Origin of the sequence: Mucilaginibacter sp. (assembly GCF_039921305.1) — a bacterium.
Classification (GTDB): Bacteria; Bacteroidota; Bacteroidia; order Sphingobacteriales; family Sphingobacteriaceae; genus Mucilaginibacter.
Genome location: NZ_JBDSCA010000081.1, coordinates 129,856 through 143,080, shown reverse-complemented (window position 1 = coordinate 143,080; position 13,225 = coordinate 129,856). Strand labels below are relative to the sequence as shown.

14 protein-coding genes and 1 tRNA gene are annotated in these 13,225 nt (G+C 41.5%); all 15 read left to right on the top strand.

All coding sequences use genetic code 11. The features are described from left to right. A partial coding sequence (locus tag ABIN91_RS24185; RefSeq protein WP_348054285.1) for a Spy/CpxP family protein refolding chaperone occupies nucleotides 1–521 on the top strand: 521 nt, incomplete at its 5' end. A 47-nt stretch (nucleotides 522–568) separates the two neighbouring features. Further along, nucleotides 569–1,525 (top strand): acetyl-CoA carboxylase carboxyltransferase subunit alpha, encoded by a 957-nt coding sequence (locus ABIN91_RS24180; RefSeq protein ID WP_348054283.1) that lies wholly within the window; start codon nucleotides 569–571, stop codon nucleotides 1,523–1,525. Between the two features lie 89 nt (nucleotides 1,526–1,614). Continuing rightward, nucleotides 1,615–1,685, top strand: a tRNA-Gln gene (locus ABIN91_RS24175). Between the two features lie 98 nt (nucleotides 1,686–1,783). After that, nucleotides 1,784–2,728: a ribose-phosphate pyrophosphokinase gene (locus ABIN91_RS24170; RefSeq protein WP_348054281.1), complete on the top strand. Its 945-nt coding sequence runs from the start codon at nucleotides 1,784–1,786 to the stop codon at nucleotides 2,726–2,728. A 112-nt stretch (nucleotides 2,729–2,840) separates the two neighbouring features. Then, on the top strand, nucleotides 2,841–3,419 hold the full coding sequence (locus ABIN91_RS24165; RefSeq protein WP_348054279.1) for a 50S ribosomal protein L25/general stress protein Ctc: 579 nt from the start codon (nucleotides 2,841–2,843) through the stop codon (nucleotides 3,417–3,419). 129 nt (nucleotides 3,420–3,548) lie between these two features. Beyond that, nucleotides 3,549–4,232 (top strand): carboxypeptidase-like regulatory domain-containing protein, encoded by a 684-nt coding sequence (locus tag ABIN91_RS24160; RefSeq protein ID WP_348054277.1) that lies wholly within the window; start codon nucleotides 3,549–3,551, stop codon nucleotides 4,230–4,232. A gap of 72 nt (nucleotides 4,233–4,304) precedes the next feature. Next, complete coding sequence (locus tag ABIN91_RS24155; protein WP_348054275.1) at nucleotides 4,305–4,796, top strand: DUF2147 domain-containing protein; 492 nt, start codon at nucleotides 4,305–4,307, stop codon at nucleotides 4,794–4,796. A gap of 28 nt (nucleotides 4,797–4,824) precedes the next feature. Continuing rightward, entirely contained in the window at nucleotides 4,825–5,886 is a 1,062-nt protein-coding gene (locus ABIN91_RS24150) for an alpha/beta hydrolase-fold protein (RefSeq protein ID WP_348054273.1), read from the top strand. Nucleotides 5,887–6,002: 116 nt separating this feature from the next. After that, nucleotides 6,003–7,961 (top strand): tetratricopeptide repeat-containing sensor histidine kinase, encoded by a 1,959-nt coding sequence (locus tag ABIN91_RS24145; protein ID WP_348054271.1) that lies wholly within the window; start codon nucleotides 6,003–6,005, stop codon nucleotides 7,959–7,961. A 131-nt stretch (nucleotides 7,962–8,092) separates the two neighbouring features. Further along, nucleotides 8,093–8,434 (top strand): hypothetical protein, encoded by a 342-nt coding sequence (locus ABIN91_RS24140; RefSeq protein ID WP_348054269.1) that lies wholly within the window; start codon nucleotides 8,093–8,095, stop codon nucleotides 8,432–8,434. Between the two features lie 264 nt (nucleotides 8,435–8,698). Then, complete coding sequence (locus ABIN91_RS24135; RefSeq protein WP_348054267.1) at nucleotides 8,699–9,136, top strand: hypothetical protein; 438 nt, start codon at nucleotides 8,699–8,701, stop codon at nucleotides 9,134–9,136. 449 nt (nucleotides 9,137–9,585) lie between these two features. Then, nucleotides 9,586–9,999, top strand: a complete 414-nt coding sequence (gene rpsL / locus ABIN91_RS24130) for a 30S ribosomal protein S12 (RefSeq protein WP_348054265.1) — start codon at nucleotides 9,586–9,588, stop codon at nucleotides 9,997–9,999. A 19-nt stretch (nucleotides 10,000–10,018) separates the two neighbouring features. Beyond that, nucleotides 10,019–10,486, top strand: coding sequence for a 30S ribosomal protein S7 (rpsG, locus tag ABIN91_RS24125; RefSeq protein ID WP_121196030.1), 468 nt, complete (start codon nucleotides 10,019–10,021; stop codon nucleotides 10,484–10,486). A gap of 157 nt (nucleotides 10,487–10,643) precedes the next feature. Then, nucleotides 10,644–12,755 carry an elongation factor G gene (fusA, locus tag ABIN91_RS24120; protein WP_348054263.1) on the top strand — a complete coding sequence of 704 codons (2,112 nt, stop codon included), beginning with the start codon at nucleotides 10,644–10,646 and terminating at the stop codon, nucleotides 12,753–12,755. 136 nt (nucleotides 12,756–12,891) lie between these two features. Continuing rightward, nucleotides 12,892–13,197 carry a 30S ribosomal protein S10 gene (gene rpsJ / locus ABIN91_RS24115; protein WP_040627320.1) on the top strand — a complete coding sequence of 102 codons (306 nt, stop codon included), beginning with the start codon at nucleotides 12,892–12,894 and terminating at the stop codon, nucleotides 13,195–13,197. The last annotated feature ends 28 nt before the right edge of the window (nucleotides 13,198–13,225 follow it).

The window sequence follows — 13,225 nt, the reverse complement described above, 5'->3', positions numbered from 1 at the left end:
CACGCACATTTAATATTATGATGAGATATTTATTATCTATTCCGCTGTTCTTTATTACTACGGTTGTTTTAGCGCAATCAGGTGCCGATACCACGGGCATGTCGCCCTTAAAAACCATGAGTTATGTACAGTACAAGGCATATATTGATGGGATAGACCAATTTAATTTAGCAGGTGTAGCCAGCCTTAATCATTATGCCGAACCACAAAAGGCACTGAACTGGAAAAGGGAACTTGACCTATCTGTAGTACAGGTAACCGATATAACAAGCATTAATAGTACGCTTGTGCGGAAGATGAAAGAAATGGGCGACTTCATTGTGAAAAACGAACGCGCTTTAGACGAGATGTTCCGCACCAAAAAAGTAACCGATGGTACATTGATATTTTACACCAACCGTTATGGTTTATACCAGGGCGAAATGCGCAACGCCGTTTTACAGGCTGCCGTTAAGGTACAAGCCATTTTAACTCCCGCACAGCGTAAAAAGTACGAACAATTACAGAAACTTAATCATTAAGCAATATACCGATTGAATTATTTACTTTTGCAACCCGTATGAGTGAAATGAAGATTACATTTGATTTTGAAAAGCCGCTTGCCGATTTGCAATTGCAGATGGAAAAGGTAAAACAGGTTGAAGAGAAAACCAAGGTGGATATGTCGGCAACTTTGGCCGAACTCGAGGAGAAATTTGAAACTACCAAGAAACAGATATTTACACATTTAACAGGCTGGCAGCGTGTTCAGATCTCGCGCCATCCCGAGCGCCCGTATACTTTACAGTATATTGAGCTAATGTGTGATGATTTTATTGAGATGCACGGCGATCGTACGGTAGGCGATGATAAAGCCATTGTAGGTGGTTTTGGTACCCTGAACGGACAAACTGTAATGTTCATTGGTCACCAAAAGGGTATCAATACCAAAATGCGCCAGTATCGCAATTTTGGTATGGCTAATCCCGAAGGTTACCGCAAAGCTTTACGTTTAATGCGCATTGCCGAAAAATTTAACAAACCCGTAGTTACCCTGATTGATACCCCCGGAGCATTCCCAGGTTTAGAAGCCGAAGAGCGCGGACAAGGGGAAGCCATTGCCCGTAACCTGTTAGAAATGTCTATCCTAAAAGTGCCTGTCATCTGCGTTATTATTGGCGAAGGTGCATCGGGCGGAGCTTTAGGTATTGGTATTGGCGATAAGGTAATGATGCTCGAAAATTCATGGTATTCTGTGATCTCTCCCGAAAACTGTTCAACCATTTTATGGAAAACATGGGAAAATAAGGAGAAAGCCGCCGAGGTTTTGAAGCTTACCAGCGTAGATATGCTTAAAAACAAGCTGATTGATGGTGTAATTAAAGAACCATTGGGTGGCGCCCATCAAGATCCCATCACCATGGCTGCAACCCTTAAAAAGCAGCTAATTAAGGATTTAAAGGTGTTAAAAGAGAAAAATGTTGATGAGTTGGTAAGCGAACGCATCGAGAAATTTTGTTCGATGGGTGTTGTTTTAGACAACTAAGCGATAAAATTTAAAAAATGCTTTTGAACTTAAAAATATCGTCCTATATTTGCATTCCGTTTCGGAAACGCAAGTAACCGGTGGAAGATTGCCTGATAGTATAATGGTAGTACGACGGTTTTTGGTACCGTTTGTCTAGGTTCGAATCCTGGTCGGGCAACATAAAAATTCGGATTTCGGAGTTTCGATTTCGAATCCGAATTTTTTATTTTAATGAGTTTCTAAATCCGAATTACACTTTCGACATCCGAAATAATCATGCCTTTACAATTCAATCCTGTTAAATTATTCTCAGGCTCGGCTACTAAAGCACTGTCAATTAAAATTGCAGAATCGTATGGTAGGGAATTAGGTGATGTAATTGTATCCAGGTTTAGTGATGGCGAAATTCAGCCCCACTTTAATGAATCCATCAGAGGTAGCGATGTGTTCTTGATTCAAAGCACAAACCAACCCTTTGATAACCTGATAGAACTTTTAATGCTGATTGATGCCGCGCGCAGGGCATCGGCACATTATGTTACGGCGGTGATACCTTACTTCGGTTTGGCCCGACAAGACAGGAAAGATAAACCGCGTGTAGCCATTGGTTCAAAACTGGTGGCTAATTTATTAGTAGCCGCAGGCATTAACCGTATCATGACGATGGACCTGCACGCTGCACAAATACAGGGTTTCTTTGACATACCGGTTGATCATTTGGACGCGTCAGTAATATTCGTACCTTATATCAAGAGCTTAAATTTGGGAAACCTGACCATAGCTTCGCCGGATATGGGCGGCTCATACAGGGCACGTACATTTGCCAAGTATTTTAACGCCGAGGTAGTAATTTGCGATAAACGCCGTAAACGGGCCAACGAAATTGAATCGATGTCGGTAATTGGTGATGTAACCGGGCAGGATATTGTTTTGATAGATGATATCATCGATACAGCCGGAACCTTAGCCAAAGCAGCAGCTTTGATCATGGAAAAAGGCGCAAGGAGTGTTAGAGCGGTTTGTACGCACCCGGTATTATCGGGCAAGGCTTACGAAACCATTGAAAACTCGGTTTTAACAGAATTGATCGTAACAGATACTATCGAGTTAAAACAACAAAGTAGTAAAATAAGGGTACTATCAACCGCTACCCTGTTTGCCAAGGCCATTGCCAACGTAAACGAGCACGGATCAATAAGTGATCTGTTCAGGGTTGATTAATTAGTCCGAAAGGCCGGAAATTGGTAAGTCCGAACGATGGGTTGTCGGAAAGTAAAAGAGTAATACCGGATTGTAGCATGTAGTTACGATCCAAAAACAATAAATAAAAACAATGAAATCAATTACTATTAGCGGTTCTGTTAGACAGAACGTAGGGAAAAGAGACGCCAAAGAGCTGCGTTACCAAGGCTTAGTGCCTGCAGTACTTTACGGTGGGGCAACACAAACCCACTTCGCGGTGTCCGTAGCTGATTTGAAACCGGTTGTTTACACACCCGTTGTTCATTTCATCGACATTGACGTAGCCGGAACAAAAACTCAGGCTATCATCAAAGATATTCAGTTTCATCCATTAACCGACGAGATTATTCACGTTGACTTTTTGGCTCTTGATGCTGCAAAACCAGTTACCATCGAGATCCCGGTTCGTTTAACCGGTACTTCTCCAGGTGTTAAAGTGGGTGGTAAATTAGTTCAAAAATTGCGTAAACTACGTATCAAAGCTTTACCTAAAGATCATATCGATAACATCGACGTGAGCATCGAAACTTTAGAAGTAGGTAAATCTGTACGTGTTAGTGATCTGAAATTAGAAAAACTGATCATCACCAACGCTATCGAAGATACTATCGTTTCTGTAACTACTTCACGTGCATTACGTCAGGCAGAGCAAGAAGCAGGTAAAAAATAATTTAACCTGTAAGGTACTTTATAAAGCCTCCCGGTTTATCGGGAGGCTTTTTTTATGGCTCTTATTTAACATTTAGTTTAAAACTTTAGCCATTTTAAACTTTACCTTTGCTATAAGACACCTACTACCATGAAACTACGATCTATCATAACTCTTGCCGCCCTGTTTGTTATAGCCTTATCTGCAAAGGGCCAGGTTTTAAGTGGTACCGTTACCGAAGCTGGCAAAAATACCCGCCTCGAAAACGTTTTTATTCGCGATATAGGTAGCAAGCAGGTTGCACTTACTGATAAATCCGGCGAGTTTGATATCCGCACTTCACTCAATCATACCCTTATATTTTCTTTACCGGGATATGTATCTGATACCCTTTTTGTTGTCGATCTTAAAACTAAGCACATCGAACTTAAACAAGCCGGTATCAGCTTGCAAGCGGTAAACATTGCCGATAGTAAAGCCGTTTTCAATCCCGAAGCTGAGTATCCTGAGATCTACCGTAAAAGTAAATTCGCGCTCTCCCCATCCCGCATGTTTGGCAAAGAATCACGCGATGCCCGTCGCCTGAAACGCTACTTTAAAAATGAGGTTGAACAAAGACAGATAGATGCCATCTTCACCAGAGCATTAGTGAGCAGTGTTGTGCCCTTAAAAGGAAAAGAATTGGAAAATTTTATGGCCATGTACCGTCCAACCTTAGCTTTCGCCAAGAATAGTTCACAGCAAACCCTGGTAGTTTACATTAACGATAACTACAAAAAATTTAAAGAGTTGCCGCCAGATAAGCGTAGCCTGCCAGCGTTGAACAGTAATTAATTAAAAAGTCTGCTCAAAAACAAAATCACATCCGGTTGTTAAACAATTATCAAATTGTTTATCTTCACAGCAATGGCAGTCACGGGCAAAAAACTTCTGGGTTACATCATCGCGATCATCTTTTTCATCGCTATCCATCACACAGCATCCGCGCAAAAAGCTGCTCTTACCAAAATACCACCACAGGACCTCATTTGCGGTAAATGGATGATCAACACTAAAAACCTCACGGTCGAAATTTATAAAGACGGAGCAACATCCTACAAAGCAAAGATCATCTGGTTCAACGATGCCGATGATAAAAGCCGTCCTATGGAAACCCGCCTTGATGCCGATAATCCGGACCCCAAACTCCGCACCCAAAAAATATTGGGATCGAGTATTTTAGAGAAGCTGGTATATGTACCTAAATCCAATTCCTGGGAAAACGGTGTGATCTATGACGCCCTGCACGGCCATCATTGGGATTCATCAGCTTATATTAATACCAAAGGAGAACTTAAAGTAACGGGTTACTGGCATTTTAAATTTATAGGTAAAACGCTTACATTTATCAGGGTTTAAAACATCAACCGGCTCATCATCACTATTTATGAAAATATTTACCGCGGTATCAATAACCTTGCTATGTGTAGCATTCAGCATTTCATCCGGCTATAGCCAAACAGCCAAAGGCACTGTATTGCATGTTAAACTACACGGCAAAAGTTTAGAAGGTAACCTCGACGGCGATTCAACAGATCGTAATCTATCCATCTATTTACCGGCCAGCTATAAAACCAGCTCCAAACGCCATTACCCGGTAGTTTACTTTTTACACGGCTTTACCGATAACGACTCCAAATGGTACGGTTTAACCAAACACTGGGTCAACCTGCCCGCCATATTAGATACCGTATTTGCATCGGGCAAGGCCAAAGAAATGATTTTTGTAACGGCCGATGCCGATACCCGCTTCCGCGGAAGCATGTATTCCAACTCCATCACCACCGGTAATTGGGAAGGGTTTGTGGCTCACGAAATGGTGGCCTATATGGATACCCACTACCGCACCATTGCCAAAGCATCAAGCCGGGGTTTAGCCGGCCATTCCATGGGGGGCTACGGTACCATGCGGATAGGAGAGCGGCATCCCGAAGTATTCTCGTCCATCTACATGCTTAGCCCTGCAAGTTTAACACCCTTTATGGAGACTTTCAGCGCAGACCAGATGGTTAAGCTGGAGTCCATCAAAACCATAACCGATTTTAACAAAACCGATTTCGGTACAAAATATATGTTTGCATCACTGGCGGCCTGGGCGCCCGATTTGAATAACCCGCCATTTTATTTCGATCTGCCGTTTAAAGATGGAAAAGCGCTACCAGCTATACAAGCTAAAATAATAGCCAACGCCCCCTTAGCCACGCTCGATCAATATATTACCAACCTTAAAGCCTTGCATGCCATGGGCTTTGATGCTGGCGATAAGGACATCCCTGGCATAGCGGCCAGCATTAAAGTGTTAGATGCCGAGCTGGCTAAATACGGTATTAAGCACTCTTTCGAGATATATCCCGGTACTCATACCAGTCGCATTGGCCAGCGCATCAATCAAAAGGTATTGGCTTTCTTTTCGGATAACCTCGTATTTTCTGATTATGCAGCAAAATAAACCTGATATTTATAGTTTTTAAGTAATTGTTAATAATATCGATTGTGTAATTATAAATATAACCCTAATTTTAGCGTATTAGAATATAATCACCCAGATTAATTGGCCCGCTATATATGGCTTTCTATAAGCGCATCATATTATTTTTATTGGCAATGCCAATATATGCCTGTGCTAAACCCGCGCCTGCCGGTAATAAAGATGCAACTCAGCTAACCATTGCCGATTACGATAAGCTCATTAGCCGCTACCGTTACTACAAACCCGATTCCGCTATCTATTTTACCCAAAAAGCCATCGCATTAGCACATGCTAATCACGATGATGTGGGCCTTGCCAAAATCCTCAACCAATTGGGTATGATTGAGGATAACTTAGGCAAGTTTGACGAATCGCGCCAAAACTATCTCGAAGCTATCGAACTTTACAAGCGTGCCAACTCAACAAAAGGTGTTGCTATCGAAACCATCCGTTTGGGCGTGATCGAAAATCGTAAAGGCAATTATGATAAAGCGCTCAGCTACTTTCTTGAGTCGCTCAAAATCAGCGAGCAAAACAAAGATCTGCCCGGTAAAATGGAAGCCTATCTCACCATTAGCGAGGTTTACATTCTACAGCATAAAATAGATATCGCGCTCAAATTCCTTAACCAGGCCGAGCAGATCAATAAAACCCTGCCCATATCAAACCTGAGTTTGAATATCTATATCAGTTATGGCAATATATACCGGGAAACCGGCGACTATGATCAGGCTAAATCCTATCTGGAAAAGGGCCTCGCCTTAAGTAACAAGCCCGAATACCAGGGCCTCAATATCACCTTGATGAATACCCTTGCTGCCTTGTATAACAAACAGGGTTTTAAGAATAAATCTATTCAGCTACAAAAACAGGCATTGGCTAAAGCGCAGGCCATTCATAACTTTATCCGCGAGTATCAAACCATGATGAGCATTGCCGAAACTTACGGACAGGCCAATGCCAAAGACGCGCTTGTGTATTTTAAGCAGGCTCTTGATAAAGTGAAAGAGAAAGGCGCCCACAAACAAGCCATCGAAATTTTGGGCCGTATGGCCGATATGTACCACTATTTAGGTAATGATAAACAAGCCTATGCGGCCAAACAAGAGCAATACACCATTGCCGATAAATATTTCCTGCAGCGGATGGCCAAGCAGATCGTAAACCTGCAAACGGGTTATGATCTTAGTAAATCACGTGCCAGCGTAAAGGAGTTACAGTACCTCAACGCGCAACAATCATTAGCAAGCAAGGTGGTGTTGGGTTTTGCTATCGGCTTTATTTTGCTGCTAGTAATTATGGGCCTGTTCTTTTATCGTACCCGTAAGTTTAACGCCCTGCTTAACCAGGCCAATGCCGAATTGAAAGAAACCAATACCATTAAGGATAAGCTTTTCTCCGTTCTGGCTCATGATCTGCGTGCGCCATTTTCAACCATCATCGGCCTGTTACAGGTAATTAATGATGATGATATTAAACCCGAAGAGCGTAAAGAACTCATTAGCCTGGTATCCGTAACCAGTAGTGCATCGCTGGATATCCTGAACAACCTGCTTAAATGGGGCGAAATGCAGATCAAAGGTATTCGCCTAAACCCTGTTATCCTCAACCCAAACCAAGCTATTGAGCGTAACATAGCCATGTTATCCGGTGCCGCCCAGGTCAAATCCATCTATATCCAAAACCAGGTTGGTAAAGATGTAGCCGTAGTAACCGATCCTGATCACTTCGAGTTTGTGCTGCGTAACCTACTCTCGAACGCCGTAAAGTTCACGGCCATAGGTGGCGATGTCACCATCAGCACCCAAACCGCCAAAAATGGAACAGAGGTAAACTTCATCGTACAAGACAACGGCGTAGGCATCGAACCCAACCGCATCAACCGCATCTTCGACCTCAGCAACGTAAGCACCGACGGCACCAACGACGAAAAGGGCACCAGCCTGGGCCTCGTTCTCTGCAAGGAGTTCATCGAAGCCAACCACGGCCGCATCTGGGTCGAGAGCCAACCGGACGAAGGGTCAAGGTTTGTTTTTGCGTTGAAGAAGGCCTAATAACCGCCATAGCTTCAATAACCAATATAATATTATAGTCATCTACTTTTAGGACGAGACAACCATGTTTATGATGTCCTACACAATTTGTGAATTTTTAGATGATATTCTATCTTAGAAAAAAAATAATTATGAAAAAAATATTGTTTATTCTATTGTTTAGTCCAGTTTTGAGTTTTGCACAAGAAGTAGATACGGTCAAGGTAAAATCGCACGATGTGTATTGTATTATGAATGTCGCGCCTAAGCTTACGGGTTCTAAAGTTGAGGTTTCGGTAGATTTTGGTCAGGAAACAAAGCTTTTTGTTCAAAGATTGAAAGATGAAAATGGTAACAAAATAGAATTTAATTCGATTGTTGGTGCACTTAATTACATGGCTCGTAAAGGGTGGATGTTTGCAAATAGCTATGTACTTGGAGCACCTGGTACAAGTACCGTTTACTATGTAATGCGCCGTAAAATTATTGATTGATAAGCGAAGTTCAGATCTCTCGAAAACGCGTGATGCGATTTATATGCATATTGGTTCGAATTCGAAGACTTCGAACAGCGAGGGGTTGTGCATTTAATTTGTAGGTAACTCAGCAGTGGTGCGTGCCTCGCAAAATGAATTTGATCAATCTTTAATAATTAGAGGAAATTTTGGTACTGCATTTAAGCACAAATTTGGACAACCATTTAATGTAAGTGAACACGGAGATCATATTCACATTTCAGTAAATAGCCAATAATTAAAATGAAAATTTTCTTAATCACATTATTTAACAGCTTTGCGATAGTTATTAGCTGTCATGCACAAAGCGCAAATGTTAAACCAGTCGAAATAAAAGAAAAAAGATTGGTACCATTATTGGCCTCGGTTGATACGCTTATTATAAGAAAGACTGGGGATCTATTAATTAATATTTATAAAGTGTCAAATAAATCGGGTAGTGCGCATAATGAAGGCACAGATGAAATAACGCATCAAATATTAGTTGCAATTGCTAATGGTGATGAGGTACTCGAACAACATTTGTATAAATTAGGTAACTTTTATGACCCTAAATTTCTTAATATTAACACGCAGTCCAACGGAAGTATTTTAATTATTATTGACTATGGTGTATTTAACCAAAGAAAAACAGTAAAATACCTTGTTAATTTAAAAGGAGTTGTGTTGAGCGACAATTAATATTGTTTAGCATTATCTACGCACTGGCGCAAGTATGCAGCGATGGGAAAAGAGGTGGCGTACTTGTGCCTTCTGCGCATTACATCAAATAGTATTTAATTCATATTCCTTAACCTGAATGCTCAGTGCTTCAAGCTCATTAGCTGTAGCGGGATTTTTAGTAATGTTTGTCTGCGTCAACTCGTAAATACACGCCAATGCATTATCATATTGTTGTTCAGTTTTAATAGCGCCTGTATAATAATATATTGTCTTGTTCAACACTTGCAAAGTTCAATATAATCCAAATCAACCCTAAACTACCACCCCATCTCACGTTTCCCAACCTCGGTCTTCCACACTAAAACCCTCAAAAAAAAATCCCCTAACCACTTGATTAACAAAATTAAACTTCCTACCTTTGCAGTCCCGTAATTTATGCGGGGTAAACAAAACATTAAAAAGGAACAATGCCTACTATTCAGCAATTAGTTAGAAAAGGTAGAGTAGCTATGGTTGACAAGAGTAAGTCACCAGCGTTGGACAGCTGTCCACAGCGAAGAGGAGTATGTACACGCGTATATACCACTACCCCTAAAAAACCAAACTCAGCAATGCGTAAAGTTGCGCGTGTACGTTTAACCAACGGAAAAGAAGTTAACGCTTATATCCCTGGTGAAGGTCACAACCTGCAAGAGCACTCTATCGTGTTAATCCGCGGTGGTCGTGTTAAAGATTTACCAGGTGTACGTTACCACATCATCCGTGGCGCGTTAGATACATCAGGTGTAGCGGGCCGTAACCAACGTCGTTCTAAATACGGAACCAAACGTCCTAAACCAGGTCAAGTTGCAGCTGCTCCGGCAAAAGGTAAAAAGAAATAATTAAGGAGGATAGAAAGCAATGAGAAAGTCAAAACCAAAAAAGAGAATTATCCTTCCTGATCCAAAGTTCAATGATACTTTGGTAACAAGGTTTGTAAATAACATGATGTACGATGGTAAAAAATCTACCGCGTACTCTATATTCTATGATGCTGTTGAGTTAGTTGAGAAAAAAACCAGCGATAGCGGATTAGAAACATGGAAAAAAGCATTAAACAACATTATGCCTGCCGTTGAGGTAAAGAGCCGTAGGGTTGGTGGTGCTAACTTCCAGGTACCAACAGAAGTTCGTCCGGAGCGTAAAATAGCTTTGGGTATGAAATGGTTAATTAGCTACGCACGTAAACGTGGCGAAAAAACCATGATGGAAAAATTAGCCGGAGAGATCATCAGCGCTGCTAAAGGCGAAGGTGCTGCGGTTAAAAAGAAAGAAGATACGCACAAAATGGCCGAAGCCAACAAAGCGTTCTCTCACTTCCGTTTCTAATTAATTATTGAAGGATTGAAGATTGAAGGATTGAGTTAAGATTTTTTTTAAAGTCATTAACTCGATCCTTCATCTATAAAATTCAAATTCAATTTATTGAAGCATTGCAAAAACATTCAATCCTTCAATCATTCAAACAATCAATCATTAAAATAATATGTCAAGAGACCTAAAATACACCAGGAACATCGGTATTGCTGCACACATTGATGCAGGTAAAACTACCACTACTGAGCGTATATTATATTATGCAGGTGTTAACCATAAAATTGGTGAAGTGCACGAAGGTGCTGCAACGATGGACTGGATGGCACAAGAGCAGGAGCGTGGTATCACCATCACTTCGGCTGCTACAACTATCGACTGGAAATATCGTAACCAACAATACCATATCAACATTATTGATACACCGGGCCACGTGGATTTTACCGTTGAGGTAAACCGCTCACTGCGTGTATTGGATGGTTTGGTGTTCTTGTTTTCTGCCGTTGATGGTGTTGAGCCACAATCAGAAACCAACTGGCGCCTGGCTAACAACTACAACGTTGCCCGCATAGGCTTCGTTAACAAGATGGACCGTTCTGGTGCCGATTTCTTGAAGGTTGTTAAACAGGTTAAAAGCATGTTGGGCAGCAACGCTGTACCTTTGCAATTACCAATTGGTGCCGAAGAAGGCTTTAAAGGTGTTGTTGATTTGATTAACTGGAGAGGTATCATCTGGAATGAGCACGATAAAGGGATGACCTTTACCGAAGTTCCGATCCCTGAGGATATGATCGAAGAAGCTACCGAGTGGAGAGAGAAATTGCTTGAAGCTGTAGCTGATTACGATGAGAGCCTGATGGAGAAATTCTTCGAAGCTCCTGAAACTATCACTGAGCGCGAAGTGCTTGATGCATTACGTGCAGCGGTATTAGATGCCAAAATCGTACCTATGGTATGTGGTTCATCTTTCAAAAACAAAGGTGTACAAACCATGTTAGATTACGTGATGGAGTTATTGCCATCGCCAATGGATGTAGACGGTATCGTAGGTACCAACCCTAACACTGGCGAAGAAGTTATTCGTCAACCATCAGAAAAAGAACCATTTGCAGCATTAGCGTTTAAAATCGCAACAGATCCATTTGTAGGTCGTTTGTGCTTTATCCGCGTATATTCTGGTAACCTGGAAGCAGGTTCGTATGTATATAACATGCGTTCTGATAACAAAGAGCGTATCTCACGTATCTTCCAAATGCACGCTAACAAGCAAAACTCTATCCCTAATGTAGGTGCTGGTGATATTGCTGCGGTAGTAGGCTTTAAGGATATCAAAACAGGTGATACACTTTGTGATGAGAAACACCCAATCGTTTTAGAGTCGATGAACTTCCCTGAGCCGGTTATCGGTTTGGCTATTGAGCCTAAAACTCAGGCTGACGTTGATAGATTAGGTATGGCTTTAGGTAAATTATCCGAAGAGGATCCAACCTTCCGTGTAACATCTGACGAAGATAGCGGCCAAACCATTATATCTGGTATGGGCGAGCTTCACTTAGATATCATCATGGATCGTTTGAAACGTGAGTTTAAGGTTGAAGTTAACCAGGGTGCTCCACAGGTATCTTACAAAGAATCTATCACAGGTCAAACACAACACCGCGAAACATACAAGAAACAAACCGGTGGCCGTGGTAAATTTGCTGATATCCAGGTTATTATCTCTCCTGCAGACGAAGGTACAGTTGGTTTACAGTTTGTGAACGAGATCTCTGGTGGTTCTATCCCTCGCGAGTTCATCCCATCTGTAGAAAAAGGCTTTAAAGCTGCTATGGATAATGGTGTATTGGCAGGTTATCCATTGGTAAACATGAAGGTACGTTTGATAGATGGTTCATTCCACGCTGTCGATTCGGATGCATTATCTTTCGAGATCTGTGCCCGTGGCGCTTACCGCGAAGCTTTGCCAAAATGTAAACCAATGTTGTTAGAGCCTATCATGAAGATCGAGATCCTGACCCCAGAAGAAAACATGGGTGATGTTATCGGTGATATGAACCGTCGTCGTGGCCAGCTTTTGGGTATGGATTCACGCGCAGGTGCACAGGTTATCAAAGCAACTGTTCCATTGAGCGAGATGTTTGGTTATGTAACTCAATTACGTACCATTACTTCAGGTCGTGCAACTTCAACAATGGAGTTTGATCACTACGCCGAAGCACCACGTAACGTTCAGGAAGAAATTGTAGCTAAAGCAAAAGGTAAAAAAGCTGCGGCTAACGCATAAAGTTCAATGACTGAAGGATTGAATGATTGAGTTTTGAATGTGAAAGCATTTATTCAATCATTCAGTCCATCAATCATTAAAATAAACCGGAAACCGTAATTAATAGCTCTTACGGCAACCTTTAAAAACAAGTAACATGAGCCAAAGAATCAGAATCAAATTAAAATCTTACGATTACAATTTGGTAGATAAATCTGCCGAAAAGATCGTAAAAACAGTAAAACCTACGGGTGCTGTGGTAAGCGGACCGATCCCTTTGCCAACCGAAAAGAAAATTTTCACAGTTTTGCGTTCACCACACGTGAACAAAAAAGCACGTGAGCAATTTCAATTATGCTCTTACAAACGTTTGTTAGACATCTACAGTTCAAATTCAAAAACTGTTGACGCCCTAATGAAATTAGAGCTTCCGAGTGGAGTTGAAGTTGAGATCAAAGTTTAGTTAGCTGAACCTCAGATTTTAATAAGAA

What these genes read in the sequence shown, in the direction of transcription:
- ABIN91_RS24180 (WP_348054283.1), top strand. Translation starts at nt 569, where the DNA reads ATGAAGATTACATTTGATTTTGAAAAGCCGCTTGCCGATTTGCAATTG.
- ABIN91_RS24170 (WP_348054281.1), top strand. Translation starts at nt 1,784, where the DNA reads ATGCCTTTACAATTCAATCCTGTTAAATTATTCTCAGGCTCGGCTACT.
- ABIN91_RS24165 (WP_348054279.1), top strand. Translation starts at nt 2,841, where the DNA reads ATGAAATCAATTACTATTAGCGGTTCTGTTAGACAGAACGTAGGGAAA.
- ABIN91_RS24160 (WP_348054277.1), top strand. Translation starts at nt 3,549, where the DNA reads ATGAAACTACGATCTATCATAACTCTTGCCGCCCTGTTTGTTATAGCC.
- ABIN91_RS24155 (WP_348054275.1), top strand. Translation starts at nt 4,305, where the DNA reads ATGGCAGTCACGGGCAAAAAACTTCTGGGTTACATCATCGCGATCATC.
- ABIN91_RS24150 (WP_348054273.1), top strand. Translation starts at nt 4,825, where the DNA reads ATGAAAATATTTACCGCGGTATCAATAACCTTGCTATGTGTAGCATTC.
- ABIN91_RS24145 (WP_348054271.1), top strand. Translation starts at nt 6,003, where the DNA reads ATGGCTTTCTATAAGCGCATCATATTATTTTTATTGGCAATGCCAATA.
- ABIN91_RS24140 (WP_348054269.1), top strand. Translation starts at nt 8,093, where the DNA reads ATGAAAAAAATATTGTTTATTCTATTGTTTAGTCCAGTTTTGAGTTTT.
- ABIN91_RS24135 (WP_348054267.1), top strand. Translation starts at nt 8,699, where the DNA reads ATGAAAATTTTCTTAATCACATTATTTAACAGCTTTGCGATAGTTATT.
- rpsL (WP_348054265.1), top strand. Translation starts at nt 9,586, where the DNA reads ATGCCTACTATTCAGCAATTAGTTAGAAAAGGTAGAGTAGCTATGGTT.
- rpsG (WP_121196030.1), top strand. Translation starts at nt 10,019, where the DNA reads ATGAGAAAGTCAAAACCAAAAAAGAGAATTATCCTTCCTGATCCAAAG.
- fusA (WP_348054263.1), top strand. Translation starts at nt 10,644, where the DNA reads ATGTCAAGAGACCTAAAATACACCAGGAACATCGGTATTGCTGCACAC.
- rpsJ (WP_040627320.1), top strand. Translation starts at nt 12,892, where the DNA reads ATGAGCCAAAGAATCAGAATCAAATTAAAATCTTACGATTACAATTTG.